The sequence below is a fragment of the Ruegeria sp. HKCCD6428 genome, from assembly GCF_013110595.1.
In the GTDB taxonomy this organism is placed as follows: Bacteria; Pseudomonadota; Alphaproteobacteria; order Rhodobacterales; family Rhodobacteraceae; genus Ruegeria.
On record NZ_WVQX01000011.1, the window covers coordinates 63,312 to 88,937 of the forward strand.

Below are 25,626 nucleotides of genomic sequence, written 5' to 3' on the forward strand. Positions count from 1 at the left end.
TAGGGTCGGTTCACAGCCAGTTATCCGGGGAGCATGTCAGATGGATTTCGAGCGATTTTTCAGCCAGAGCCTCGACGCTTTGAAAGATGAAGGGAACTATCGGGTTTTCATCGACTTGCAGCGACGTTGCGGAGCCTTCCCGAACGCACGCCAGACCGATGGTTCGATCCAGCGGGATGTACGTATCTGGTGCTCGAATGACTACCTTGGAATGGGGCAACACCCTGCGGTCATCAACGCCATGCACGATGCGCTGGAGCGTTGTGGCGCCGGTGCGGGCGGAACGCGCAACATCTCGGGCACTACGCATGACCACGTGCTGCTTGAGGCAGAGTTGGCAGATCTCCATGGCAAAGAGGCCGCTTTGCTGTTCACCTCGGGCTATGTATCAAACTGGGCCGCTCTGGGAACGCTGGCTGCGAAGATCCCCGGTCTGATCGTTTTCTCTGATGCGCTGAACCATGCCTCGATGATCGAAGGCATCCGCCACTCACGGGCGCAGAAGGTGATATGGAAACATAACGATCTTGCGGATCTGGAGGCCAAACTGGCCGACGCCGACCCCGACGCGCCCAAGATGATCGCCTTTGAGTCCGTTTATTCCATGGATGGTGATATCGCGCCGATCAAGGAAATCTGCGACTTGGCCGACAAATACGGCGCGATGACCTATCTGGATGAGGTTCACGCCGTCGGCCTCTATGGCCCGCGCGGTGGTGGCATTGCCGAGCGTGAGGGCCTGATGGATCGCTTGACCGTGATCGAAGGCACGCTGGGCAAGGCCTTCGGCGTGGTTGGTGGGTACATCGCAGCCTCGGCGGCGCTGTGCGATTTCGTTCGCAGCTTTGCCAGCGGCTTCATCTTCACCACGGCCCTGCCACCTTCGATCGCGGCCGGTGCTGCCGCATCTATCCGGCATCTGAAGCAGTCAAGCGCCGAGCGTGATCTGCAAAAGGCCCGTGTGGATCAGGTGCGCGCCCGTCTGGATGCGGAAGGGATACCGCATCTGCCGAACCCCAGCCATATCATCCCGGTGATGGTGGGCGACCCGGTGAAGTGCAAGTTCATCTCGGATACGCTTCTTGAAGAATTCGGCATCTACATTCAGCCGATCAACTATCCCACTGTCCCCAAGGGCACCGAACGTTTGCGGATCACGCCGTCACCGGTTCACACAGATGAGGATATCGATCATCTGGTCGGTGCCTTGTCGGCGCTCTGGCAACGTTGTCAGATCGCGCGGATCCCACAGGCCGCTCAGTAATCAGGGCCCCCCTTTGATTGATTTATGCCGCCTCTCGGGGCGGCATTTTTTTGCCTCAGACTAGATAGAGCGCAAAGATCACAACGGAAAATCCCGTCAACACCATGGTGAACCCACGCAGCCAGCTTTGGCTGTTCTCCAAATCCAGGTAGTGTTTCAGGATCACGCGGGCCTTGATCAGCGCCAGCAGCAGGATACCGCCGGCAATGATTGCAGATGGAGCGCCAATCAAGGTCAGCAGCGCGGATCCCACGCTGAGGGCCAAGAGCGCAAGCCACGCCCGGGTCAGAGAGTTCGGCGACCTCTGGCGAGAACTGTTGGTCAAAGATGAAGGTTGGGCCATCCGACTATCCCAGCAGATAGATCACTGGAAACAGCATGATCCAGACCAGGTCCACCATGTGCCAGAACTGCGCGCCCGCTTCGACGCTACTGGGGTCGTCGCACCAGGCCACCAGCAACAGAATTCCAACCCCGGCCAGCACATGCGCGGCATGAAAGCCGGTCAGCATATAGTAGAACAAAAAGAATGGATGCGTTTCGTATCCTATCCCCTGAGACGCCTTGTCGGCATATTCCGCACCCTTGATGATCAGGAACACGACACCCAGAAGCGCCGCAAGGATCAACGCCAATCGGGCCCGCAAACGTTGCATGTTCCGCCGCCAATGCAGCGCCTGTGCGGCCAGATAGCCGGATGTCACCAATACCGCGGTGTTCAAGGCCGCACCCGTGCGATGCAGATGCGACTGCGCCTCGGCAAAGCCCGCCGGATCGGTCAGACGCACCCCCATGAAGGCGATCATCCCCGCGCCAAAAACCAGCAGTTCCGAAATGATCAGAACCCACATCAGGAACTCGCCCGGCAGTTCGTCGATCAGAGAGGCATCACTCATGCGCCGACCAACTGGCGATAGATCTGCGGCAGGGCCATGGTCAGGCGATGCGGATCTGGGATGACGGCGAAACCGCCCTGCCCGAACATGCGCGGAAACCAGCTTTTGCCGGTTTTATCGATGGTGACGCCGAACACTGACTGTCCGGCCCGGCGCGCCTCGCGTATGGCCATGCAGGTATCTTCGATACCGTGGCGCCCCTCGTAGTGATCCAGGTCGTTTGGCTTGCCATCGGTGATGACCAGCAGCAATCGGCGCTTGCGGGACTGGCTGGCCAGATCTGCGGAACAGTGCCGGATTGCCGCGCCCAACCTTGTATAATGTCCGGGGCGCAGCGACGCGATGCGCTGTTCAACTTTGGTTGCCATCGGTTCGTCAAACCGTTTGCAACGTTGCACATAGACGCGCTGACGCTTGAGGGAGCTGAACGCATGAATGGCGAAATCGTCACCACAAGCGTTGAGGCCCCACGCCAAGGCCGCCAGCGCCTCGCGTTCGATATCGATCACGGCACGCCCCGTGACCGCGCTTTCGGTGGATCGGCTGACATCCAGCAGGATCGACACCGCCAGATCGCGGGCCTCGGGGCGGGATTGCATCCAGACGCGTTCCGTCCCTTCACCATTTGCGCAGCGGTCAACCTGCGCCCGAACGGCGGCTTCCATATCCAGCTGGTCACCGTCCAGATGGCCCCGGGTCATCACGCGCCCCGGGCGCAGCGCCTCGAATTGGCGCTTGACGGCGCGAATGCGGCGCGCAGCGGCCGGATCCTTGCCGAACTCGGCGGCATCGTCGCGGATATCGGCTTCCGAAAGCAGAACGTTCACATGATCCGGCAGGTATTGACCCGTCCGCACGTCCCATTCGGGATATAGAATACGGCCTGACAGGCGTTCGCGGTTGACGTCTTCGGGCGCCAGATCAAGGTGAAGCTTCAACTTGGTAGGCGGCGCCTTGGAAATCTGGCCAAGACCGATCTCTTCCTGATCGTCAGCCGCCTTCTTGGCGTTGTCGGGATCGTCGTCATCGATGCGACGGTTGATATTCAGAAACTCGGCCCAACTGAGGATGGCTTCGAACTTGTGCAGAATGAAACTGTCGCTGCGCTCGGCCTGATCCGATTTGCGGCGCCGGGCACGGTGTGTCTTTTCGCCGGATTCCTCTGGCGGGCCTTCGGTATCGGGGTTTTCAACCTCGTTGTGTTCCGAGAACCCAACTGCCCGCAACTCCGGCCACAGGGGAACCGGACGCATCGGCTGATAGCCGCGCGGTGCGATCAGGTCGTCGTCAAGTGCCAGAAGGTGCTCGGCCTGATTCGACAGGGGCTTGGGATCGCCCAGCATATGACGGATCAGTTCTTCAACCGCGGCCTCGGCAGGCGGCAGGCTGGGGATGTCGCGCTGAAACAGCACGCCCTTGCACAGCTCGGTATACAGCGGACGCAAGCCAGGCGCATCGTCCAGAGTCGCCTCGACCATATGCCGGGCGGCGATCAAGGCACGCAGGTCGGCACGCAGTGGATCATCTTCGTCAATTCGGGTTCCGGCATGGGCGGCGGCGGCGGCCAACCAGACATAGAGCGCGCCGTTTGCCTCGCGTGCGGGGAATACGGCCAGACGGTCGGGCAGACGCAAAACCTCTCCGTCGAACGAGGCGCGCGGCATCAATTCCACTTCGGTTGCAAGTTTGCGGCGCCAACTCAGGCGGTGACGCGAAACCTCGGGTGAGACCGGGCGCAATTCAACGCCCGGACTACCCCCAAGCCCTCGAAAGAGGACTGCCAGCCGCCCCGCGACCTCGGAAAGGTCGACCGCGGCTCCAACATGCACCTGGGGTGCATCGAGGCGGCTGGCAAGGGTGTGCCACAGTTTCCCGATCGTTTCTTCGGGTTCCCATGGCTCAAAGTCGATCCTGACCATCGCCGGCCTCACCCAAAGACGGCGGTGACAAGATCGAGGAGCCCGCGTTTGATATCCTCGTCATCGGTCAGAGGTTCGATCATGGCGGCAAGGATGGCGCGGTCGGTGGACATGCCCTGCGCGATCAGCGTCGCGGCATAGACGACCAGCCGGGTGGACACGCCCTCCTCGAGGTCCTGACCCTTGAGCCCGCGCAGCTTGCCCGCCAGCCGTACCAGCGGCTTGCAGCGTTCCAGCGGCAGGCCGCTTTCCTGCGCGACCACTTCGGCTTCCATCTGAGGTGAGGGAAAGTCGAATTCCAGCGAGATGAACCGCTGCCGGGTCGAGGGTTTGAGGGTTTTCAGGATATTCTGATAGCCGGGGTTGTAGGACGCCACCAGCATGAAACCGGGCGCGGCCTCAAGCTCTTCGCCGGTGCGGTCGATCGGCAGGATGCGCCGGTCGTCGGTCAGTGGGTGCAGCACCACGGTCACGTCCTTGCGCGCCTCGACCACCTCATCCAGATAGCAGATCGCACCTTCGCGCACCGCGCGGGTCAGAGGGCCATCGACCCAGACGGTTTCGCCGCCCTTCAGCAAGTAGCGCCCGATCAGGTCGGCGGCAGCCAAATCGTCGTGGCAGGCCACTGTATAAAGCGGGCGGCCAAGTTTCGCAGCCATATGGGCCACAAACCGGGTCTTGCCGCAGCCCGTCGGGCCTTTCAGCAGAACCGGCAGGTCGTTTTTGTAAGCGGTGGTGAAGACATCGCATTCATCGCCCTGGGCGAGGTAGAAGGGGGCGTTTGCCGCCCCCTCTTTCAGGTTCATGGAGCCATCCATATCCATCACTCCGCAGGGGTTTCAGCTGCGCCGGGTTCAATGACCTCTTTGCGGGGAACCCAGATCGAATAGATGAACAGCAGCGCCCCAAGGACAACGACCAGACCAGAGCCAAGACGCATCCAGTAGAAGATCGCGATCTGGTCCTGTACGTCCATGAAGTAGTCTCCGACCACGCGCTGCATGTGTGTCTGCACGGTGCCTCCGAAGGTCAACACGAAGGTCATAAAGACCATGCCGCTGGTCATCAGCCAGAACGAGCCCATGTTCAGAACCTGATTATAGGGATCACGGTTCTTCAGGATCGGCATCGCATAGCTGAAGATCGCCAGATTGAGGCAGACATAGGCGCCGTAGAAGGCCAGGTGGCCGTGGGCTGCGGTGATCTGCGTGCCGTGGGTGTAATAGTTCACCCCGTGCAGCGTGTGCAGGAAGCCCCAGACACCGGCACCGAAGAAAGCCAGCGTAGCACAGCCCAGCGACCACAGCAGCGCGGCCTTGTTGGGGTGGTCACGACGGCCCTTCCAGACCATGACGAAGGCAAAGGCCATCATCGCAAAGAACGGGATCACCTCGAGGCTCGAGAAGATCGAACCGATCCACTGCCAGTATGCAGGCGTGCCGATCCAGTAATAGTGGTGACCTGTGCCAAGGATGCCCGAGAACAGTGCGGCGGCAACGATGACATAGAGCCATTTCTCGACGATCTCACGGTCCACACCGGTCAGCTTCAGCATCAGGTAGGCCAGGATCGAGGCCATGATCAGCTCCCACACACCTTCGACCCACAGGTGGACGACATACCACCAGTATTGCTTGTCCAGCGACAGGTTGCCCGGGTTGTAGAAGGCGAACAGGAACAGCAGCGCCAGACCCCAAAGGCCCAGAAGCAGGATGTTGGTAATGGCTGTCTTCTTGCCTTTCAGAACGGTCATCGACACGTTGTAAAGGAAGATCAATGCAGCCACGACGATACCGGCCTTGACCCATTTGGGCTGTTCCAGGAACTCGCGCCCCTCTTTGCCCAGCAGCCAGTTGCCTTCGAACAGGTTGAAGACATAGGTGACGACCACGCCCAACGTGCCGACAACAAGGATGATCAGTTGCAGATAGGCAAGCTTGGGCGAGTGGATCTCGCGCTCGGCTTCTTCCGGGATCAGGAAGTAGGCCGCACCAAAGAAACCCAGGATCAGCCAGACGATCAGAGAGTTGGTGTGCAGCATCCGCACGATGTTGAACGGCAGAAGCTCACTCAGGAAATTGGGGAATACATAGATGAAACCGGCCAGAAGGCCGCCGATCACCTGTATCGCGAACAACGCCATGGCTACCGCAAAGTAGGCATAGGCGATTTTTTGGGATTCGTATTTCATTGTTTCGTTCCCTTTCTCAGCCTGCCTCGTTGGGCGGCCAGCCCTGCGCGTCGATGTTGTCCGTCCAGATCAGGAAGTTGGTCAGGTCACGGAGTTCTTCGTCGCTGAGGTTGAAATTGGGCATTTGCCGACGACCGGGAATGCCGGTCGGTTGTGCTTCCATCCAGCCCTTGAGGGATTCAAAGGCTGATTCCGGGTCGTCCAGCACGCCCCAGCGGGTCATCACGTTGCCGACTTCCGGAGCAAAGTAGGCCCCTTCACCCAGAATCGAATGACAGTTCACACACGCGTGTTTTTCCCAGACATGCTTGCCCCGGACCACACTGTCATCCAGCTTTGCGGCATTTTCGGAATTGACGATATACCAGTGGGAATGGGCCGAAAGGGCCAGAAAGATGAGAATGAAGAACAGTGACCCGCCATAAAAAATATTGCGGGCCATGCTCTTTGTCATGACGTCTCGCATTGCGCTCTCCTTTGCGCAGATTAGCTAGTGTCTGCAACATGACGGGCGGGACGCGGGAGTGCCTTAACGAAAGTCAAGACTTCTCAAGTATGCTCTGGAACGAGGTCGGATGCCTGACAAACAGCAAGAACCACGAAAAAGCCTGGGGTTCGCCTTGATATCTGAACCAATCGTGAGGAATGTCGCGTCGACATTTTAGTATAGCGGAGTTATCCAAGCGCTTGAGAGAACAAGTGTAAATTCCGTGTCAAAGAGTGATGGGTTAAAATGGCAAACTATTCCTATATCGGTTATACGCCCGGCGTAATCACGGTGAATACGATTGGGCCGGATACGGTTACATTGGATGTCAATTTTGATCCTGACACGGATCGTCGTTTATTCAGCGTGACAGACGCAGCCGGTGGGTTTATTCAAAACGGCGGCGGACCACCCATTGTCGATACTGGCGATGTTTTCAACGGCGACCGCTTCGACAACGAAGACGGCGATGATCTGACGCAAACCGGCACCATCACCACCCTTGATGGCTCGACCACCTTTCTTAGTGGCCCAATTTACTTGGAAGAATCCTATATTCTGTCCAAACCAGGCGGGGGTACGATTACAGTTTATCGTGTGGAAGTTGACGGAACTTTGGGTGGTTACATAACCTCTGAACCCCTTGTGCCCGGCACGACATACTCGATGAACATCGTGAATGTTACGCCGACCAATGCTCCTGACACAACTGATCCGACCACTATCATTGACGTGCCGTGCTTCGTAGCCGGAACGTTGATAATGACTCCAAGAGGTCCGAGGCCCATCGAGGATTTGAAGGTGGGTGACGCGGTCGTCACCGCCGACAACGGACCGCAACACATACGCTGGATCGGCACGCGACATCTGGATCAGGCGGCGCTTTGCGCCCGTCCCAGGCTGAAGCCCATCCGGATCGAGGCCGGTTCACTGGGCGATCACTTGCCCCAGCGTGATCTTTTCGTGTCACCGCAACACCGTATGCTGGTCCGGTCGCCGATTGCCGTCAGAATGTTCGACGCCGAAGAGGTTCTTGTTCCTGCTCACATTCTTGTCGGCGTGCCCGGCATTTCAATCGCTGATGACACCCGTGCTGTGACCTATGTCCATCTTTTGTTCGACCGTCACGAGATCATCTATGCGGAAGGCGCACCTTCCGAAAGCCTGCTCACCGGTGCGCAGGCCTTGTCCAGTGTTCACCCGAACGCACGGGCGGAAATTCTTGAATTGTTCCCTGAATTGGATCAGCGCAATTACGTTCCGCTGGCCGCACGACGGATACCGGAAAAAGGGAAACGCGCTCGTGCCTTGGTCCATCGTCATATCAAGAATGAGCGGCCTTTGATCGCTGAACGATAAGCGCCGCCCGAACAGGCGTCAGGTCTGTTGCACGGCGCGGGGGCCGGTCAGGGCAGGCCACATGGCAAACAGATACAGCCCCATTGCCGCGATCCAAAATCCATCCGCTGTCAGCATCGCCGTCATATACCCACCTGTCATGTCGGATCCCAGCCAACGCACAAGCGCTGCAACCGCCATCAAACCATAGGCAATCGCCATGGGCCTTGGCGCGACAAGGGGGCGACCGCTGTGGCCCAAGGCGGCGCGGCTCATTACGGCAAGGGTCATGCCACCAACGCAACCAATGCCCAGAACGTGGAGCGCGCCGATCTCATTTCCCATCCCGATGGCCGCCAACCCCCAGAGAATCAGACCCAGCGCCAGCATCCCGAGACCCAGATGCAGCGCGACCAGGATAGGTTGACGCAAGGCCCAGCCTGTTCTCCAACGCGCCATGCGCATCAGTTGAACACAGCCCATCACCAATGCAACGGCCCCCGCAACAGGCCCGACATCAAGTGCAAGCACAAGCAGGGGCAGCAACAGCGCCAGAATCATCGTCGCCCTGTCCAGCCTGGCCACGGATACCGGCCACGATGCTTCGGGTTGACCCGCTCTTTTCATAGCATTCCGTGTAAAAGCCGGCGTAATCCGGCCACCCAGGATCGCGATCATCGAACACAAGGTCAAAAGCCCGGCCCGGATACCGGTGTTCAGCGTATCCACCGTGACCCCCATCCATTCCAAATGAACCATAACGTTCGAGGCCAACATCAGAACAAGAAGATACAGAAACACCATATTCTGGGGCTTGGGCCGACGAACCAGTTGACTGGCAATCTTCAGCGCCAGAATGGGAACAAAGCTCAGGTCCACAACCGCGACGAACAGGGGTGGCAACACTCCGGAAAACCAGACCGCCAGACGCCCGGCCATCCAGATCAATGCGACAAGCGTGATAAAGCGGGCCCGCGCCTCGGGCGCACCGGTCCAGTTCGGCACGGCGGTCAGAAAAAAACCCCCCAGGGCGGCCGTTGCATACCCGAAAATCATCTCATGCGCGTGCCACATCACCGGGGGCATCGCGTAACTCTGTTCCATGTAGGGCATCAGCCCGTCGAGTGACGCCAACCATACGCCCCACGCGACTCCTGCAAACATACCGTAAAGACCCGCCGAAAGAAAAAAGACCCGAAACCCTTCACTGAAAACACGCGCGATTACAGCTGTCATGCCTGCTCTCCATAGCTTTTCCCGCCGTTGAACAATGTGTAGTGCCCGCATGACCCGGCGCCCTTAACCAAAATCAAGACTGGGCTTAAACATGTGTGAGAAACACAAGATTTATTGGGGGTTTTGATCTGTGTTTTCTTTCCAAAGTGCTTTGTCTGCACCCTTGCCGTTGACTTTGGTCAAGGATGACATCCACGTGATGTTTCACTCTCGACACCGCCTCACCACGCATATGGAGAGTGATCATGTCACTTGGAATCAGCTACAACAAACCCGGCCGCGCCTTAGGGGTCGGATTGGCAATGTTGTTGGGCAGCGTCGCTGCTCCGACCTTCGCCGAAGAGCCAACTTTGAGCGAAGAAGCCTTTGAATCGTCTAAACAGCTCTATTTCGAACAATGCGCAGGCTGCCACGGCGTATTGCGCAAAGGGGCCACGGGTAAAAACCTGGAACCGCATTGGAAGAAGACCGCAGCCGACGGCACTGTAACCGAAGGCGGCACCTTGCAACTGGGGCAGGAACGCCTTGAAAAGATTATCGCCTGGGGAACCGAAGGCGGCATGAACAACTTCTCGGACATCATGACCGAGCAGGAAATCAAGGATATGGCGACCTACATCATGATGGAGCCGCCAAAACCACCTGAAATGTCGCTGGAACAGATGATGGCGACGCGTAAGGTCTACGTCGAAGAAGAGGACTATCCGACCGAGCCGCTGCACGGCCGCAACTGGGAAAACTTCTTTGTCGTCATCGAACGTGACGTAGGCAAGGTGGCCGTGATCGACGGCGACACCAAAGAGGTGCTGACCCACATCCCCACTGGCTACGCAGTGCACGTTCTGAAAGCGTCCGAACACCACAGCCTGACCGAGCCGGAACACCCCGGCCGCTTCTGGTACACAATGGGTCGCGACGGCAAGATGACCAAGATCGACCTTTGGCAGACGCCGGACAAGATGTTGGTATCCGAAGTCAAGATTGCATATGACGCCCGTGACGTCGCCGTTTCCGGCGATGGTAAATACGTCATCGGTGGTGGCTACTGGCCGCCGCACTTTGCTATCGTTGACGCGAAGACCATGGAACCGGTTAAGGTCGTATCGACCCGCGGCGTGAACGTCGACGGTGAGTATGTGGAAGAAGCCCGTGTGGCAGCCATCTACACCACTCCGAATGAACCCACCTGGATCGTTGCAGTGAAAGAGCTGGGACAGTTGTGGCAAGTCGATTACACCGATCTGGACAACCTTCGGATCGACAAGATCGACAGCGCCAAGTTCCTGCATGACGGGTTCTTCGATCCGACAGGCCGGTATTTCCAGATCGCCGCAAACGCGTCGAACAAGATGGTGGTTGTCGATACCGAAACCCACAAGCTTGAGGCGATGATCGACACAGCCGCGCTGCCGCACCCTGGTCCGGGCGCCAACTGGGTCGACCCGAACTGTGGACCTGTGGCGGGCACAACCCACCTTGGTGTCGGCACCGTGACCGTTTGGGGCAACGATCCTGAAAACCGTCCAGATGACGCCTGGAAAGTCTGCTACGAAGTGGAAACCGACGGCCCCGGCCTGTTCGTCCGCACCCACCCGAACTCGGATTACATCTGGGCTGACCAGACCAAGCATCCGGAACCGGAAGTGCAGCAATCCGTGCAGGTCATTTCGAAAGAAACCGGCGAAATCGTGAAGACGATCCAGATCACTGAAGACGAAGGCAGCGCCGCTGTTCACTTCGAATTCAACGCTGACGGGACCGAGGTCTGGGTTTCCAAGTGGAACCTGTCAGACTCGAAGGAACCCAATGGTCAGATCGTGATCTTCGACGCGAAGACGCTGGAAGAAATCGGCCGCATCGATGGGCTTTATGCCCCGACCGGCAAGTTCAACGTCTACAACCGGTCGAACCACGTCACCTGACGAGGTCAGGACGACCACAGGAAAGGGCGGGCCCCTCGCCCGCCCTTTCCCTGTTTGAGTCATCAGCCAAACTCACCGGCCTGCCACCAAGGGCCAGACAATACAGCCAAAACGGAGCCCGGATATGACCTCCGAACCGGAAAAGAAAAAACCGATCTGGCGCCGGTATTTCCTATGGGGAATGCCTGTGGCCGGTATCGCCGGGGCCTTTGCCGCCGGCATCATCTTCTGGGGCGGGTTCAACACCGCAATGGAAGCCACGAACACCAAGGAATTCTGCATCTCATGTCACGAGATGCGAGATTTTGTCTACGAAGAATATACCGGCACGATCCATGACGTGAACCGTTCGGGTGTGGGGGCTGTCTGTTCCGACTGCCACGTTCCCAAAGACTGGACACATAAGATGATCCGTAAGATCAAGGCGTCCAAAGAGCTGTATGGCAAGATGGTCGGTACCATCAACACCCGTGAAAAGTTCGAGGCCAAACGTGTACATCTGGCCATGAACGAATGGGAGCGGATGAAGGCCACAGACTCGCGCGAATGCCGCAACTGTCACGATTTCGAATCGATGATGCCCGAATTCCAGAAACCACGCGCCCGTCAGCAGCACCTCAATGCGATGACTGTCGGACAGACCTGTATCGACTGCCACAAGGGGATTGCACACTCGGATGCACGCGACCGGGCGGACGAAGAGTATCTGGAAAAGCTTGAAGCACCGAACCCGGACTTCATCCGGCCCATCCCTCCGGAATATTTGGCCAGTCTCGAAAAGATCGAAGCCAAAGAGGCCGCTGAAGCAGAAGCAGAAAAAGCCGCCAAAAAGGCTCAGCAAGAGGCCGTTCAAGCCCAGATCGCAGCGGCTGTTGACGCTGCTTTGGAAGAAGAACGCGCAAAAACCTCCGGCGAGGACGCCGCAGCGCCCTCTGGCGGAGCAAGCGACGTTGCGCCCAACATCGACTGGAACGCAGTGGCCGCGGCGGATCTGAAACTCTTCTACCCCGGACAGGCCTCGTTTGAATGGGTCCAGAACGGCAAGTTCCATGGTGGCGCGCGCCCCCTGACCAAAGGCGGGGATCAGTGCACCACCTGTCACGCCAAGGAACTGGACACCATCGGCAACAAGATCGTTGCGGGTGGAGATCTGGAACCGACCCCGATTCCGGGCAAACGCGGTGTCATCGACGCAACCGTTCAGGCGGCGCATGACGACGAAAACCTGTACATTCGCCTGCAATGGCCGGACGCGGGTCACAACCCTGTCCCGTTCGTCGATGGCGGCAAGATGGACCCGGACAACCAGATCAAGGTTGCCATGATGATTACCGGCACTGGTATCGAGCTGGGCGATCAGGTGGGATGCTGGGCTTCGTGCCACGCCGACAACACCTATATGCCTTTTGCGCCCGAAGCAGATGCGATCGCCGCCAATGCGGATGTTGCTGGCCGCCTCAATGCCACGGACACCATTACCAAATACATCAGCGAAAGCCGCACGGATGTTGAGGTCAAAGGTCGCCGCGGCAAGGCCCTGGGGGGCTGGGACAAGCTGAAGGCCGAGGAACAGATCGAGCAGTATCTGGCCGACGGCACCTATCTTGACCTGATGCGTGTCTACGCCGACGGAAGCGCCACCAATGGCTATCTGTTGGAGCAGCGCGTGGTCAATGATGGTGAAATCGCCGCATCGGCCGAACTGTCCGGTGGCATGTGGACCGTGGTGTTTACGCGCCCCCTGAATTCGGGCGCGCCCGGTGATGTGCCATTGGAGGCAGGCAAGACCTATACCGTTGGCTTTGCCATCCACGACGATTTTACCGCCGCACGGTTCCACCACGTGACGCTGAATACCAGCCTGGCGCTGGATGATGACAGCGCGTTCATCAACGTGGTCAAACAATGACGGATCGGGGCCGGGTCAACCGGCCCCGGCCATTTTTGGAAAGGAGACATGGACCATGAAACCCCAACGCCTTCTTCCTGCGCTGCTGCTTCTGGCCGCGCCCGCCTGGGCGGACGAGACCGCCGAAATCTGTGCCGAGGCCGAAGAGCGCTATGTCGAGTTGTTCGGTCAGCCTTCGTCGGCCGTCGAAGACGCCGAAGTGGTGCTGATGTACAAATACAATTTTTGCCCATCCGAATTGACGGTGAAGGCAGGCACAACTGTCCGGTGGGTGAATGTCGACAAACGCACCAGCCATTCCGTTCTGTTGAAGGATGGCAGCCAACCTGAAAGTGATCGCCTGTTCCCCGAGGAATCTGTTGAACTGACCTTTCTCAAGCCCGGCCCACAGGACTATCTGTGCGGCCCGCATTGGGAGACACAGAACATGATCGGAATGATCACCGTCGAACCCTGAAACAGGGCACAATACAGGCAAGATGAAGGAGCCCGGGCGCAAATCCCGCGCTCCTTAACTTATGTCAAGGAGGTTGGTTTTCGATTGGGCCAATCTTCCCCCATGACACGCCCGGCTCACCCAGCAACGTCTTGCAAACGCAACGGATCTGCATGGGATACCGGGTCTCGAAGACTTTCAGACCAAGCGAGTTTGCACATGAGCGGTAAGGTTTTTCTGATTGGCGCAGGCCCCGGCGATCCCGAGCTGATGACCCTGCGCGCACTGCGGTTGCTGCGAGAAGCGGATGTCGTGGTTTATGACCGGCTGGTGTCCGCCGACATTCTGAACTTGCACGCGGAAGGCGCCAGGCTGATCCCTGTCGGCAAGGCCCCCAAATGCCACACCGTTCCGCAGGACCGCATCAACGAAATACTGCTTGAAGAAGCCAGCGCAGGTCGCACGGTCGCCCGGCTGAAGGGCGGCGACCCCATGATCTTTGGTCGCGGTTCGGAAGAGGCTGCCTATCTGATGGCCCGCGGTGTCGCTGTCGAATACGCACCGGGCATCACGGCGGCCCAGGGGGCGTCTTGTTCGACGGGTGTGCCGCTGACCCATCGCGGGCTGGCGACTTCGGTTCAATATGTCACCGGACATCGGCAGGCCGACAAAGTACTGGATCTGGACTGGAAACGTCTTGCCGATCCGGACTCGACACTGGTGGTCTATATGGGCGTTGCCAACATCGGTCAGATCGCCATGGGGTTGATGACCGAAAACCTGCCGGGCTCGACGCCGGTTCTGGCGGTGGGCAAGGCCACGACACCTGATGAGCGTCGTCTAGTGTCACGGCTTGACCAACTGGCCACGGATGTGCGCGCAGCCGACCTGAAGGCGCCGACGCTGTTTATCATTGGCAAGGTGGTTTCGCTTTATGCCGAACGGCCTGTGGCCGAGCTTCTGGAACAGGCCCATGGCTAAGCTGGGAAGACGAGATCAGGGGATTGTCCCAACATGCACAGACAGATCGCCGGGGCGCTCGGGGTGGGCGGCGCAAACCTGTCTGACCATTGCGGTTCTGGCCGCGACCTCTGCTTTCGCGGCGGATGTCATCGATCCCGATACCCTGAAAAGACTTGTGCATCAGGATTGCGGTTCCTGTCACGGCCTGTCCCTGAAGGGCGGTCTTGGTCCCGATCTGCGCAGTGAGACACTTGAACACTACGACGCGGATGTTTTGACCAGCGTCATCCTTGACGGCATCCCCGACACCGCGATGCCCCCATGGCGGCCCCTGATCAGTGAAGAAGAGGCCGAATGGATCGCCCGTTACCTGCTGGAACAGGAGGCACAATGAAACACTTCATTCTTGGCCTTGCAGCCACATTGATGATGACTACAGCGCAGGCTGAACCGACCGCGACAGGCGACCTTGGCCTAGTCATCGAACGCGCCAAGGGCTCGGTGCTTCTTGTGGATCAATCCGACCGTGCAGCTCTGGCCCGGATCGAGGGATTGGGTGATCTGTCGCATGCGTCTTTGGTCTATTCGCCCGATGAACGGTTTGCCTATGTGTTTGGCCGCGACGGCGGGCTGACCAAGATCGACATCGTGACCCGCCAGATCGTGAACCGCGTCGTGCAGGCCGGCAACGCCATCGGCGGGGCAATTTCGGACGATGGCAAGCTTGTGGCCGTGTCGAATTACGAACCCGGTGGCGTGCGCGTGTTCGATGCGGACACGCTTGAGATGGTCGCTGACATCCCGACCGACAGCAAAACCATCGGTCTGGTCGATGCGCCCGGTCGGCGGTTCGTTTTCACGATGTGGGACACTGGGGAAACCTGGATTGCCGATTTCGCAAAAGGCACACCAGAGATCACCAAGATCCCGGACATGGGCAAGAACCCCTATGACGCGCTGATCACTGCCAATGGCCGCACCTATATCACCGGTCTGTTTGGCGAGGACGGCCTGACCGCGCTGGATCTGTGGGCCGAAACCCCCGAACCGATCCGCGTTCTGCCCGATTACGGGCGTGGTCAGGAAGAAATGCCAGTCTACAAGATGCCTCATCTGGAAGGCTGGGCGCTGACGGGCCGCGAGTTCGTTTTGCCCGCTGTCGGCCATCACGAGGTTCTGTGGATCGACGCCGACACTCTGACCGAAACGGGGAGGACCAAAACCCACGGGCAACCGGTCTTTGCCATGGCCCGTCCCGATGGGCGGCAGGTTTGGGTGAATTTCGCCCACCCGCTGAATGACACCATTCAGGTGATCGACAGTGTTAGCAAACAGATCATCCACGAATTCAAACCCGGCCCGGCGGTATTGCACATGGAGTTCACGCCACGCGGGCATGAAGTCTGGATCAGCGTGCGCGATGCCAACAAGGTCATGGTCTACGACACGCACAGTTTTGAAAAACTGCGCGAGATCGACGCGGACAGCCCGTCCGGCATCTTCTTCACCGCCCGTGCGCACAGAACGGGACTGTAACCGATGCGACATATCACGGACCCGATCGACCGCCGCCTGCTGGACGAATTTCAGCGCGACTTCCCGATCACCGATAGACCGTTCCAGATGTTGGGTAACGCACTCGGGCTGGACGAAGCCGAAGTCATTCATCGCTTGTCCCGGATGCGCGCCACGGGCCGCATTACACGGGTTGGCGCCACCATCACGCCCGGCGCGGTGACGGCCAGCACCCTGGCTGCCGTGGCGGCTCCGGAAGATCGGTTGGAGGAGGTCGCCGCCCTGATCGATGCCGAGCCCGGGGTGAACCACAATTATCAACGCGAAGACGCTTGGAACCTGTGGTTTGTCGCGACCGGGCCGGACCGCGCGCATGTCAACGATACCCTGGCGCGGATCAGTCGATCCACCGGATTGCAGGTGCTGGACCTGCGGCTGGTACGCCCTTTCAACGTGGATCTTGGTTTTCGCATGACTGGCGGAGCCAAAAACGTACCCAAGGCACGAAAGGTCGATGCATCCGTCATGCGCGAGGGCGATCGCTGCCTGCTACAGTCTCTGAGTTCCGGGCTATCTTTGGTCTCAGAACCCTATGCTGCTCTGGCTCGTTCGCTGAAACGGGATGTGACAGACTTGATGGGGCGGGTCGATGCCCTGCATGCCGCCGGAATAATCTCGCGGCTCGGCGTCATTGTGCGTCACCGGGCGCTTGGCTGGTCGGCCAATGCGATGGTGGTCTGGGACCTGCCGGCAGAACAGATTGAAACCGCTGGGCCAGCTTTGGCCGCCTTCCCGGGGGTGACCTTGTGCTATGAGCGGAATCCGGTTCGCGATGTCTGGCCATATCGCCTGTATTCCATGATCCACGCCCGCACACGCAAAGAGGCTTTGGACGTTCTGGCCGGTGCAATTGCATTGCCCGAATTGGCCGGAGCACGGAACAAGGTCCTGTTCTCAACCCGCTGTTTCAAACAGACCGGCGCGCTGATTCAGGCAAAGGAGGTCGCCGCATGACGCTGGACCAAACGGATCGGGCGATCCTGAATCGTATGCAAGAGGATCTGCCGCTTACTTCACACCCTTACGCAACCGTCGCCGCAGAGCTTGGCCTGTCCGAGGCGGAATTGCTGTCGCGTCTGAGCCGCATGAAAGATGACCGCGTCATCACGCGCTTCGGTCCGTTTTTCGACGCCGCGGCCATGGGTGGGGCTTTCTGCCTTTGCGCAATGGCCGTTCCAGACGAAGAATTCGAAACCGTCCTGACCAAAGTCAATGCACATCCCGAAGTGGCACATAACTATGAACGCACGCATCGGCTGAACATGTGGTTCGTGCTGGCCACCGAAACACCCGAGGGGATCGAGGCCACCGCCGATGCCATCGAACGGGAAACGGGAGTCAATGTTCTCCGTTTCCCCAAACTTCAGGAATTTTTCATCGGCTTCCGGGTGGCGGCATGATCGACGCAACAGACAGACAGATTATCGAGTCGCTCCAAGGGGGACTACCGCTGGTGGCCGCACCCTATGCGCAGGTCGCTGCCGACTTGGGCCTGACCGAGGCCGCCCTGCTGGACCGGCTTGCCGCGCTGAAGGCGCGCGGGGTGATCCGACGGATCGCAGCAGCGCCCAACCATTACAAGCTGGGCATGACATCTAACGGCATGACTGTCTGGGATGTGCAGGATGACCTGATCACAGAACTGGGCGCTCATATCGGGGCACTGCCTTTCGTCACCCATTGCTATGAACGGCCCCGCGCCCTGCCCGACTGGCCCTACAACCTGTTCGCCATGGTCCACGGCAGCTCGCGCGACGAGGTCGAAGACAAACGCGGCCAGATCGCCGCGATTCTGGGATCGGCCTGCCGCGGCAGCGATATCCTCTATTCCACGCGCATCCTGAAAAAGACCGGACTGCGCCTGAAACAGAAAGGCTGAAACATGTTCCGCCTGACCGAATACATGCATCAGCTGGTCAAGCCGACTCCGGTGCGCAAACGGCGCCCCGGCCCGGTAAAGCCGGTTGTGATCTGGAATCTGACGCGGCGCTGCAACCTGAAGTGCCGCCATTGCTACACCGTCTCGGCGGATGTGGCGTTCCCGGGTGAGCTCAGCCATGAGCAAGCCATGGTAACCCTTGAGGATCTGGGCCAGTTTCGCGTCCCGGCCCTGATCCTCTCGGGTGGGGAACCGCTGGATCGGTTCGATTTCTTCGACATTGCAAAACGCGCCCGTGATCTGGTGCCAATGCTGGCCTTGTCGACCAACGGGACCCGGATCTATGACGAAACCGCCGATATGATAGCGGATGTGGGCTTCAACTATGTCGGCATCTCGCTGGACGGGATCGGAGCGACGAATGACTGGTTTCGCGGCGTCGAGGGCGCTTTTGCGGACGCACTGCGCGGCGTGCGAGAGTGTAAAAAGCGCGGCATCAAGGTTGGCCTGCGGTTCTGCCTGACCGAAGGAACGCAACATCACTTGCCTGACTTGCTGAGCCTTTGTGATGATGAAGGTGTCGACAAGTTCTACCTGTCGCATCTTGTCTATGCGGGGCGCGGCGACAAGAACCGGGGCGAAGATGCCGCGCATCAGCGCACGCGCAAGGGCCTGGATCTGTTGCTGGAACGCGCCTGGGAAGCCGCATCGGGCGGTCGTCCGCTGGATATCGTGACCGGGAACAATGACGCTGATGCCGGATATTTCCTAAACTGGATTCGCACGCATTTCGACGCCGACAAGGCTGCACATGTGCGTGCGCACCTGGCCGCGTGGGGTGGAAACTCAAGTGGTTTGGGTGTTGCCAATATCGACAATCTCGGCCGGGTCCATCCGGACACTTACTGGTCCGATTACACGGTGGGCAACGTAAAGACCAAATCGTTTTCCGAACTCTGGACCAGCGATGATCCGATGCTTGCCATGCTCCGCACCCGCCCACGCCCGCTGAAGGGGCGCTGCGGAGCCTGCGAACTCAAGGACGTGTGCGGCGGCAATACCCGCATCCGCGCCCTGCAATTGACCGGTGATCCCTGGGCCGAGGATCCGGCCTGTTACCTGTCCAACCAGGAAATCGGTGTGGATGATGCAGGGGAACGCCTTCAGGTCACACCGTTTCGGGGGAAAAGCCATGATCCGGCACATCAGTTCTTTTAAGACACTCACATTCGGTACTTTGTGCTCGGTGTTGCTGGCGGGCACCGCCTGGGCGGATGCCCAATCGGATTACGCCGAACATTGCGCCTCATGCCACGGCGAGAATCGTCTGGGCGGGGTTGGCCCCGCGCTGATCCCTGAAACGCTCAAACGCATGCGGGGTCCCCGGGTTGCTGCGGTAATCGCGGAAGGGCGCGCGGCGACACAGATGCCGGCCTTCTCGCACGAGCTGGATGCCCTGCAAATCGAAGAGCTGGCGGGTTGGTTGAAATCGCCGTTGGAATCCGACCCCGAATGGGGCGAGGCCCAGATATTGGCCAGCCGGACGCTGGACAAGGAATATGTACCGGCGGATGCGCCTGTCTGGGACAGCGACCCGATGAACATCACCTTGGTGGTGGAAACCGGCGATCACCATGTCAGCGTTCTGGACGGCGACACGTTCGAGGTTCTGGACCGGTTCGAAACCCCCTTCGCGGTGCATGGCGGCCCCAAGTTCAGCCCGGATGGGCGGTATGTCTTCATCATGTCGCGCGACGGGTGGGTCCAGAAGTACGACATCTGGGCGCTGAAACAGGTGGGCCGTGTGCGTGCCGGCTTGAACAGCCGCAACATCGCCATGTCGGGCGATGGCAAATGGGTGGCCGTGGCGAATTACCTGCCCAACAGCCTGACGGTGTTGTCCACCGAAGACCTTTCCGTCGCAAAGGTCATCGAGGTCAAAAGCAAGACGGGCCTGCCCAGCCGCGTCTCTGCGGTCTACCAGGCCCCCCCGCGGGAAAGCTTTGTTTTGGCACTGAAGGATGTACCCGAAATTTGGGAAGTGTTCTACGGCGCCAATCCCCCGCAATCCGGGCTTGGTCATGATTTCCGCATCGAAGGTCAGTTCAAGAACCCTGATCCTTTCCCTGTGCGCAAGATCACCACGGCTGACTATCTGGACGACTTCTTTTTCGACCAGAGTTATGAATATGTCATGGGGGCGTCCCGCGATGGCAAGGGCGGGCAAGTGATTGATCTGGTGATCGGTCACAAGGTGGCCGATCTGGATTTGCCCGGAATGCCGCATCTGGGCTCGGGGATCACATGGAAACACGGCGATACGACCGTGATGGCCACGCCGCACCTGACAGACGGCGCCGTGTCGGTGATCGACATGCAAAGCTGGGAAACCGTCAAACGGATCAAGACCGAAGGCCCCGGTTTCTTCATGCGCAGCCATGAGAATTCGCCTTATGTCTGGGCAGACGTTTTCTTTGGCCCCAACAAGGACGCGATGCACGTCATCGACAAGCAAAGCCTTGAAATCATGAAAACACTGCGCCCTTCGCCGGGCAAGACCGTGGCCCATGTCGAGTTCACCAGAGATGGCAGCCACGCACTGGTTTCGATCTGGGAAGATGACGGCGCGGTGATCGTCTATGACGCGCAGACGCTGGAAGAAATCCGCCGCCTGCCGATGCGCAAACCTTCGGGGAAATACAATGTCTGGAACAAGATCACCTTCTCGGAAGGAACCAGCCACTGAGGGGAAATGGCCGGTTTGGAAACTGGCCATTCTGCTGTATCCGGCCACGGCGTTGACCGTTGCCATCAACCTGTTTTTGCTCGGGCTTATCCTGCACAGCGTCGGGTTCGGCGCAATTGAACCGGTGCCGGCGATCATCTGGTCGATTCCGCTGGGCATTCCTGCGGCATGGCTGGCCGGTCGGTGGCTGCGCGGATTGATGGACGAGGCCGACGGGTAGGTGCAAATTTTCAGGCACCTGACCTAAGTCAAGTCTTCGCCTGGAAGAATCCCCTAAGTTTTTGAAAAGAACGCCGAGCTGGATTCTCAATGCCTACCGTCCGCCCCCCGCATAGCCTGTTTGATCGCGTGTCCCGCGCGGTGTGCGGTTTGGTGGGTGTTTTCCTGTTGCTTTTGCAGATGCTTGGCCCGGTGCTGGCGAGTCCCGGGGACAGCATGTGGATCGAGATCTGCTCGGAGGCAGGGGCGGTCTGGGTTGAAGTGGGCCTTGAGGAAGGCACTGATGACCCGACCGCGCCTTGCCCGAAATGCGCCGATTGCGCGCTGTGCGCGGTGACAACGGGAGCCCCGCTGCCGGATCTGCCGCTGCTGATGCAATCCGAAAATGTACGGATAGTACCCGCTGCAATCGGGGATCTGTGCATTTTGTACAACTCAAGGCGACTGTGGCCCGAAACCCGAGGGCCCCCGATCGCGACCCAAGAAGAATTTGAACGCGCCCTGCGCGCGTCCGTGGCGTCCACCCTAGCACTCGGAGGTGCGCCGTGGTCGTAAGTCGCGCAATCCATTTCCTGCTGGCTTTCGCTCTGTCCTGCCTGATGGCGATCAGCGCCCATGCCGACAGCCTGGCCAGTTTCCTGCCCGACATCGAACCTGCCGATCTGGCCCCCGGCGCCGATGCCTTTGGCCCGGTGCGCGATGACGTCAAGGTCGCCCCCGTCCTGAAGGGCGGCGAGACCGTTGCCTGGGCATTCCTGACCTCGGACTTTGTTGGCACGACGGGTTATTCCGGAAAACCGATCCACGTCGTTGCCGCCATCGATAACGACGCTTTGTTGACCGGTGTGCAACTGGTCAAGCACTCGGAACCCATCGTGCTGATCGGCATCCCCAATTCCCGCATGGTTGAATTGACCGAAGGCTATGCGGGCCTTGACCTGAAGGTTGAAGCCAAAACCGGGGGTGAGGGGCACGACCTCGACATCATCTCGGGCGCGACGGTCACGATCATGGTGATCGACGACAGCCTTGTGCGTAGCGGTATCAAGGTGGCGCGTGCATTGGGTCTGGGCGGCCTGTCACCGTTGCAGGCCGACGGGCCAAGGCGCGAAGTCGATATGGCGCAGAATGCGGTCTATGACTGGTCGACCCTTTCGGGTGACGGCTCGATCCGGCGGCTGACGCTGGATGTCGGGCAGGTCAATGCCGCCTTCGAGGCCACCGGAGACCAGCGCGCGATCAAGCGCCCGGAACCGGGCGAACCGGATCACACTTTCATCGACATGCATATGGCGCTTGTCTCGGTTCCGTCGATCGGCAAGTCACTGCTGGGCGACGCCGAGTACCAGAACCTCGTGAACTGGTTGGACGAGGGCGAACAGGCCATTCTGGTGCTGGGGCGCGGTGCCTACAGCTTCAAGGGGTCAGGCTATGTGCGCGGCGGGATTTTCGATCGGATCCAGTTGATCCAGGGCGACAACTCGGTCCGTTTTTTCGACAAACAGCAAGTACGCCTTGGCAAGGTTGCAGCCCCGGATGCACCCAGTTTCACGGAGCTGGACATCTTCAAGATCCCCGCCGATGCCGAGTTCGACCCGACCGAGCCGTTCCGCCTGCAACTGCTGGTACAGCGTGCCGTGGGTGCTGTTGAGAAAACCTTTCTGACATTCGATCTGGGCTACAAACTGCCCGACCGTTACCTGCTGCCCGTCGCAGCCCCAAAGATTGTCGACGATGCGACCGGCGAAGCCGCCGCCAAGGCTGCCCTGTGGCAGCGCATCTGGAAGGATCGCACCGTCGAAATCGCCGTTCTTGGCGTCATGCTGCTGGTCCTGACCGCGACGTTCTTCTTCCAGTTCCATGCGACGATGAATGCGCGGGTCTTCTACTGGTTCCGCATCGGCTACCTGACAATGACCCTGTTTTTCATCGGCTGGTACGCCAACGCGCAGCTGAGCGTGGTGAACCTGATGGCACTGGCGGGCAGCCTGCGCACAGGATTCTCGTGGGATGCGTTCCTGCTGGACCCGCTGGTGTTCATCCAATGGTTCGCCGTTGCCGCCGCACTGTTGTTCTGGGGTCGCGGGGCCTATTGCGGATGGCTGTGCCCGTTCGGCGCGTTGCAGGAATTGACCAACAAGATCGCGCGCGCGCTGAAAGTGCCGCAATGGACGCTGCCCTGGGGTCTGAACGAACGCCTGTGGCCCGCGAAATACATGATCTTTCTGGGTCTTTTCGGGCTCAGCTTCATCTCGATCCCGTTGGCCGAGAAATATGCCGAGGTCGAGCCGTTCAAAACGGCGATCATTCTGAAATTCATGCGCGACTGGCCTTTCGTGGTCTTTGCGCTGGCCCTGCTGGGGATCGGGCTGTTCATCGAACGGTTCTATTGCCGCTATCTCTGCCCGCTGGGCGGAGCACTGGCGATCCCTGCCCGTATTCGCATGTTCGACTGGCTGCGCCGCTACAAGGATTGCGGCACGCCCTGTCAGACCTGTGCCAATGAATGCCCCGTTCAGGCGATCCACCCCACCGGTGAGATCAATCCGAACGAGTGCGTCACCTGCCTGCATTGTCAGGTGCTCTACCAGTCCGAGGACAAATGTCCCGTCGTTATCCGCCAGCTGAAACGGCGGGCCAAGACAGGATCGGTCCAGATGAAGACCCCGCTCGGACAACCACCGGCGAACCATCCGAACGCCAAACCGCAATCCGTTTCCTAAAAGGAGGAACGAACATGTCGGAACATGACAACAAACTAACCGTCACACGCCGTGGGATGCTGGGTGCAACAGCAACCGGTGCCGTGCTGGCCGGGACCGGTCTGGGCTCGACCCTGATGACCGCGAAACAGGCGAGCGCCGCGGCCAATGCCAATCTCGAACCGGGCGAACTGGACGAGTATTACGGTTTCTGGTCCTCGGGTCAGACCGGCGAGCTGCGCATTCTGGGCTTTCCGTCCATGCGCGAGCTGATGCGGGTGCCGGTGTTCAACCGCTGCTCGGCCACGGGCTGGGGTCAGACCAACGAGTCACTGAAGATCATGACCGAAGGGTTGCTGCCTGAAACCAAGGAGTTTCTCGCCAAGCGCGGCATGAAGACCTATGACAATGGCGACCTTCACCACCCGCACATGTCGTTCACCGACGGCACTTATGACGGCCGTTACCTGTTCATGAACGACAAGGCCAACACCCGCGTCGCGCGTGTGCGCTGTGACGTGATGAAATGCGACAAGATCACCGAGATCCCGAACGCCAAGGCGATCCACGGTCTGCGTCCGCAGAAATTCCCGCGCACCGGCTATGTCTTTGCCAATGGTGAAGATGAAACACCGCTGGTCAACGATGGCAGCGTGCTGGACGATCCGTCGCTATACGTGAACATCTTCACCGCGCTGGACGGCGACACCATGGAAGTGGCATGGCAGGTGATCGTGTCGGGCAACCTCGACAACACCGATTGCGACTATCAGGGCAAATACGCCTTCTCGACCTCGTACAACTCAGAAATGGGCATGAACCTGGCCGAGATGACCGAGAACGAGCTGGACCACGTCGTCGTCTTCAACATCGCCGAGATCGAAAAAGGCATCGAAGCCGGCGATTATCAGGAGCTGAAAGGCGTAAAGGTTCTGGACGGGCGCAAGGGTCAGAACAAGAAATACACCCGTTACATTCCGATCCCGAACTCTCCGCACGGCATCAACACCGCGCCAGACGGCAAGCACGTCTGCATCAACGGCAAGCTGTCGCCGACCGTCTCGATCATGGACGTCACCAAGCTGGACGCCCTGTTCGAAAGCGATGCCGACCCGCGCTCGTGCATCGTGGGTGAGCCGCAGCTGGGCCTTGGCCCGCTTCACACCGCCTATGACGGTCAGGGCAACGCCTTCACCACGCTGTTCCTGGACAGCCAGATCGTGAAGTGGAACATCGACAAGGCCATCCGCGCCTACAACGGCGAGGACGTGGACCCGATCATCTCGAAGGTCGACGTGCACTATCAGCCGGGTCACAACTCCACCTCCATGGGTGAAACCAAGGAAGCCGATGGCAAGTGGCTGATTTCGATGAACAAGTTCTCGAAAGACCGCTTCCTGAACGTGGGTCCTCTGAAACCCGAGAACGAACAGCTGATCGACATTTCGTCGGATGAGATGAAAGTGGTGCATGACGGCCCGACCTTTGCCGAGCCGCACGACTCGATCATCGTTCGCAGCGACATCGTGAACCCGGTCAACGTCTGGGATCGCAACGATGTTACCTGGGAAGACGCCCGCAAACAGGCCGAAGCCGATGGCATCGATCTGGAAGAAGGCGCGGAAGAACCGATCCGGGACGGCAACAAGGTGCGGGTCTACATGACCTCGCAGGCGCCGACCTTCAGCCTTGAGAAGTTCACCGTCAAACAGGGCGACGAGGTCACGGTTTACATCACCAACCTCGATGACGTGGACGACGTGACCCACGGCTTCTGCCTCGGCAACTACGGCATCGCGATGGAAGTCGCACCGATGGCAACCGCTTCGGTCACCTTCACCGCCGACCGTCCGGGCGTGCACTGGTTCTATTGCCAGTGGTTCTGCCATGCGCTGCACATGGAAATGCGCGGCCGGATGCTGGTCGAACCGCAAGGAGCCTGAC

Annotated in this window: 24 protein-coding genes; 17 read left to right on the forward strand and 7 right to left on the reverse strand. The window is 59.3% G+C overall.

All coding sequences use genetic code 11. The annotated features are described in order from the left end of the window. Nucleotides 1–40 precede the first annotated feature (40 nt). Nucleotides 41–1,264 (forward strand): 5-aminolevulinate synthase, encoded by a 1,224-nt coding sequence (hemA, locus tag GS620_RS19255; protein WP_171617439.1) that lies wholly within the window; start codon nucleotides 41–43, stop codon nucleotides 1,262–1,264. Nucleotides 1,265–1,319: 55 nt separating this feature from the next. Here the strand turns inward: hemA and GS620_RS19260 are convergent, their stop codons facing one another. From GS620_RS19260 to GS620_RS19285, 6 genes are read right to left on the reverse strand one after another with little or no spacing between them, the layout of a single operon-like run. Next, nucleotides 1,320–1,607 (reverse strand): cytochrome C oxidase subunit IV family protein, encoded by a 288-nt coding sequence (locus GS620_RS19260; protein ID WP_171617440.1) that lies wholly within the window; start codon nucleotides 1,605–1,607, stop codon nucleotides 1,320–1,322. A gap of 4 nt (nucleotides 1,608–1,611) precedes the next feature. Then, nucleotides 1,612–2,160 carry a cytochrome c oxidase subunit 3 gene (locus GS620_RS19265; protein WP_171617441.1) on the reverse strand — a complete coding sequence of 183 codons (549 nt, stop codon included), beginning with the start codon at nucleotides 2,158–2,160 and terminating at the stop codon, nucleotides 1,612–1,614. Continuing rightward, on the reverse strand, nucleotides 2,157–4,079 hold the full coding sequence (locus GS620_RS19270; RefSeq protein ID WP_171617442.1) for a nitric oxide reductase activation protein NorD: 1,923 nt from the start codon (nucleotides 4,077–4,079) through the stop codon (nucleotides 2,157–2,159). Before GS620_RS19270 ends, GS620_RS19265 begins: the two co-directional genes overlap by 4 nt. Nucleotides 4,080–4,087: 8 nt before the next feature. Next, nucleotides 4,088–4,897, reverse strand: a complete 810-nt coding sequence (locus GS620_RS19275; RefSeq protein ID WP_371809831.1) for a CbbQ/NirQ/NorQ/GpvN family protein — start codon at nucleotides 4,895–4,897, stop codon at nucleotides 4,088–4,090. Between the two features lie 5 nt (nucleotides 4,898–4,902). Continuing rightward, a complete protein-coding gene (locus GS620_RS19280) occupies nucleotides 4,903–6,270 on the reverse strand; it encodes a cbb3-type cytochrome c oxidase subunit I (protein ID WP_171617443.1) in 1,368 nt (455 codons plus the stop codon). A gap of 16 nt (nucleotides 6,271–6,286) precedes the next feature. Continuing rightward, entirely contained in the window at nucleotides 6,287–6,736 is a 450-nt protein-coding gene (locus GS620_RS19285; protein ID WP_152460362.1) for a cytochrome c, read from the reverse strand. Nucleotides 6,737–7,003: 267 nt separating this feature from the next. On the opposite strand from GS620_RS19285, the gene GS620_RS22110 reads away from it, so the two are divergent. Continuing rightward, nucleotides 7,004–8,116, forward strand: coding sequence for a Hint domain-containing protein (locus tag GS620_RS22110; RefSeq protein WP_253283535.1), 1,113 nt, complete (start codon nucleotides 7,004–7,006; stop codon nucleotides 8,114–8,116). Between the two features lie 18 nt (nucleotides 8,117–8,134). Here GS620_RS22110 and GS620_RS19295 read toward each other — a convergent pair whose 3' ends face one another. After that, complete coding sequence (locus tag GS620_RS19295) at nucleotides 8,135–9,331, reverse strand: NnrS family protein (protein WP_171617444.1); 1,197 nt, start codon at nucleotides 9,329–9,331, stop codon at nucleotides 8,135–8,137. 245 nt (nucleotides 9,332–9,576) lie between these two features. On the opposite strand from GS620_RS19295, the gene GS620_RS19300 reads away from it, so the two are divergent. The 15 genes from GS620_RS19300 (at nucleotide 9,577) to nosZ (ending at nucleotide 25,625) form a co-directional block, all read left to right on the forward strand. Beyond that, nucleotides 9,577–11,253, forward strand: a complete 1,677-nt coding sequence (locus tag GS620_RS19300) for a cytochrome D1 domain-containing protein (RefSeq protein WP_152460364.1) — start codon at nucleotides 9,577–9,579, stop codon at nucleotides 11,251–11,253. Nucleotides 11,254–11,377: 124 nt separating this feature from the next. Further along, entirely contained in the window at nucleotides 11,378–13,162 is a 1,785-nt protein-coding gene (locus GS620_RS19305; RefSeq protein ID WP_171617445.1) for a NapC/NirT family cytochrome c, read from the forward strand. A 55-nt stretch (nucleotides 13,163–13,217) separates the two neighbouring features. After that, nucleotides 13,218–13,619: a plastocyanin/azurin family copper-binding protein gene (locus GS620_RS19310; RefSeq protein WP_171617446.1), complete on the forward strand. Its 402-nt coding sequence runs from the start codon at nucleotides 13,218–13,220 to the stop codon at nucleotides 13,617–13,619. A 198-nt stretch (nucleotides 13,620–13,817) separates the two neighbouring features. After that, a complete protein-coding gene (cobA, locus tag GS620_RS19315; protein ID WP_171617447.1) occupies nucleotides 13,818–14,579 on the forward strand; it encodes a uroporphyrinogen-III C-methyltransferase in 762 nt (253 codons plus the stop codon). After that, on the forward strand, nucleotides 14,572–14,955 hold the full coding sequence (locus tag GS620_RS19320) for a cytochrome c (RefSeq protein WP_171617448.1): 384 nt from the start codon (nucleotides 14,572–14,574) through the stop codon (nucleotides 14,953–14,955). Before cobA ends, GS620_RS19320 begins: the two co-directional genes overlap by 8 nt. Continuing rightward, nucleotides 14,952–16,097: a cytochrome D1 domain-containing protein gene (locus tag GS620_RS19325; protein WP_171617449.1), complete on the forward strand. Its 1,146-nt coding sequence runs from the start codon at nucleotides 14,952–14,954 to the stop codon at nucleotides 16,095–16,097. The genes GS620_RS19320 and GS620_RS19325 overlap by 4 nt, the downstream gene beginning before the upstream one ends. Nucleotides 16,098–16,100: 3 nt before the next feature. Further along, a complete protein-coding gene (locus tag GS620_RS19330; protein WP_171617450.1) occupies nucleotides 16,101–17,090 on the forward strand; it encodes an AsnC family transcriptional regulator in 990 nt (329 codons plus the stop codon). Continuing rightward, the gene (locus tag GS620_RS19335; protein ID WP_171617451.1) at nucleotides 17,087–17,536 is read left to right on the forward strand and encodes an Lrp/AsnC family transcriptional regulator; all 450 of its coding nucleotides are present in this window, start codon (nucleotides 17,087–17,089) and stop codon (nucleotides 17,534–17,536) included. Before GS620_RS19330 ends, GS620_RS19335 begins: the two co-directional genes overlap by 4 nt. Beyond that, nucleotides 17,533–18,015 (forward strand): AsnC family transcriptional regulator, encoded by a 483-nt coding sequence (locus GS620_RS19340; protein ID WP_171205198.1) that lies wholly within the window; start codon nucleotides 17,533–17,535, stop codon nucleotides 18,013–18,015. The genes GS620_RS19335 and GS620_RS19340 overlap by 4 nt, the downstream gene beginning before the upstream one ends. A 3-nt stretch (nucleotides 18,016–18,018) precedes the next feature. Then, nucleotides 18,019–19,233: a heme d1 biosynthesis radical SAM protein NirJ gene (gene nirJ / locus GS620_RS19345; protein WP_171228842.1), complete on the forward strand. Its 1,215-nt coding sequence runs from the start codon at nucleotides 18,019–18,021 to the stop codon at nucleotides 19,231–19,233. Beyond that, nucleotides 19,208–20,761: a nitrite reductase gene (locus tag GS620_RS19350; RefSeq protein ID WP_171617452.1), complete on the forward strand. Its 1,554-nt coding sequence runs from the start codon at nucleotides 19,208–19,210 to the stop codon at nucleotides 20,759–20,761. Before nirJ ends, GS620_RS19350 begins: the two co-directional genes overlap by 26 nt. After that, nucleotides 20,718–20,981: a hypothetical protein gene (locus GS620_RS19355; RefSeq protein ID WP_171119362.1), complete on the forward strand. Its 264-nt coding sequence runs from the start codon at nucleotides 20,718–20,720 to the stop codon at nucleotides 20,979–20,981. Before GS620_RS19350 ends, GS620_RS19355 begins: the two co-directional genes overlap by 44 nt. Before the next feature lie 89 nt (nucleotides 20,982–21,070). Next, on the forward strand, nucleotides 21,071–21,535 hold the full coding sequence (locus GS620_RS19360; protein WP_216597959.1) for a DUF2946 family protein: 465 nt from the start codon (nucleotides 21,071–21,073) through the stop codon (nucleotides 21,533–21,535). Between the two features lie 44 nt (nucleotides 21,536–21,579). Next, entirely contained in the window at nucleotides 21,580–23,703 is a 2,124-nt protein-coding gene (locus GS620_RS19365; RefSeq protein ID WP_216597963.1) for a NosR/NirI family protein, read from the forward strand. A gap of 14 nt (nucleotides 23,704–23,717) precedes the next feature. Next, complete coding sequence (nosZ, locus tag GS620_RS19370; protein ID WP_171617454.1) at nucleotides 23,718–25,625, forward strand: TAT-dependent nitrous-oxide reductase; 1,908 nt, start codon at nucleotides 23,718–23,720, stop codon at nucleotides 25,623–25,625. The last annotated feature ends 1 nt before the right edge of the window (nucleotide 25,626 follow it).

Excerpts from the sequence above, each read along its gene's own strand:
- GS620_RS19260 (WP_171617440.1), bottom strand. The coding sequence starts at position 1,607 with ATGGCCCAACCTTCATCTTTGACCAACAGTTCTCGCCAGAGGTCGCCG.
- GS620_RS19270 (WP_171617442.1), bottom strand. The coding sequence starts at position 4,079 with ATGGTCAGGATCGACTTTGAGCCATGGGAACCCGAAGAAACGATCGGG.
- GS620_RS19330 (WP_171617450.1), top strand. The coding sequence starts at position 16,101 with ATGCGACATATCACGGACCCGATCGACCGCCGCCTGCTGGACGAATTT.
- GS620_RS19355 (WP_171119362.1), top strand. The coding sequence starts at position 20,718 with ATGTCTGGAACAAGATCACCTTCTCGGAAGGAACCAGCCACTGAGGGG.
- GS620_RS19295 (WP_171617444.1), bottom strand. The coding sequence starts at position 9,331 with ATGACAGCTGTAATCGCGCGTGTTTTCAGTGAAGGGTTTCGGGTCTTT.
- GS620_RS19325 (WP_171617449.1), top strand. The coding sequence starts at position 14,952 with ATGAAACACTTCATTCTTGGCCTTGCAGCCACATTGATGATGACTACA.
- nirJ (WP_171228842.1), top strand. The coding sequence starts at position 18,019 with ATGTTCCGCCTGACCGAATACATGCATCAGCTGGTCAAGCCGACTCCG.
- cobA (WP_171617447.1), top strand. The coding sequence starts at position 13,818 with ATGAGCGGTAAGGTTTTTCTGATTGGCGCAGGCCCCGGCGATCCCGAG.
- GS620_RS22110 (WP_253283535.1), top strand. The coding sequence starts at position 7,004 with ATGGCAAACTATTCCTATATCGGTTATACGCCCGGCGTAATCACGGTG.
- GS620_RS19310 (WP_171617446.1), top strand. The coding sequence starts at position 13,218 with ATGAAACCCCAACGCCTTCTTCCTGCGCTGCTGCTTCTGGCCGCGCCC.
- nosZ (WP_171617454.1), top strand. The coding sequence starts at position 23,718 with ATGTCGGAACATGACAACAAACTAACCGTCACACGCCGTGGGATGCTG.
- GS620_RS19280 (WP_171617443.1), bottom strand. The coding sequence starts at position 6,270 with ATGAAATACGAATCCCAAAAAATCGCCTATGCCTACTTTGCGGTAGCC.
- GS620_RS19275 (WP_371809831.1), bottom strand. The coding sequence starts at position 4,897 with ATGGATGGCTCCATGAACCTGAAAGAGGGGGCGGCAAACGCCCCCTTC.
- GS620_RS19265 (WP_171617441.1), bottom strand. The coding sequence starts at position 2,160 with ATGAGTGATGCCTCTCTGATCGACGAACTGCCGGGCGAGTTCCTGATG.
- GS620_RS19360 (WP_216597959.1), top strand. The coding sequence starts at position 21,071 with ATGCCTACCGTCCGCCCCCCGCATAGCCTGTTTGATCGCGTGTCCCGC.
- GS620_RS19350 (WP_171617452.1), top strand. The coding sequence starts at position 19,208 with ATGATCCGGCACATCAGTTCTTTTAAGACACTCACATTCGGTACTTTG.
- GS620_RS19365 (WP_216597963.1), top strand. The coding sequence starts at position 21,580 with ATGGCGATCAGCGCCCATGCCGACAGCCTGGCCAGTTTCCTGCCCGAC.
- hemA (WP_171617439.1), top strand. The coding sequence starts at position 41 with ATGGATTTCGAGCGATTTTTCAGCCAGAGCCTCGACGCTTTGAAAGAT.
- GS620_RS19340 (WP_171205198.1), top strand. The coding sequence starts at position 17,533 with ATGATCGACGCAACAGACAGACAGATTATCGAGTCGCTCCAAGGGGGA.
- GS620_RS19320 (WP_171617448.1), top strand. The coding sequence starts at position 14,572 with ATGGCTAAGCTGGGAAGACGAGATCAGGGGATTGTCCCAACATGCACA.
- GS620_RS19305 (WP_171617445.1), top strand. The coding sequence starts at position 11,378 with ATGACCTCCGAACCGGAAAAGAAAAAACCGATCTGGCGCCGGTATTTC.
- GS620_RS19300 (WP_152460364.1), top strand. The coding sequence starts at position 9,577 with ATGTCACTTGGAATCAGCTACAACAAACCCGGCCGCGCCTTAGGGGTC.
- GS620_RS19335 (WP_171617451.1), top strand. The coding sequence starts at position 17,087 with ATGACGCTGGACCAAACGGATCGGGCGATCCTGAATCGTATGCAAGAG.
- GS620_RS19285 (WP_152460362.1), bottom strand. The coding sequence starts at position 6,736 with ATGCGAGACGTCATGACAAAGAGCATGGCCCGCAATATTTTTTATGGC.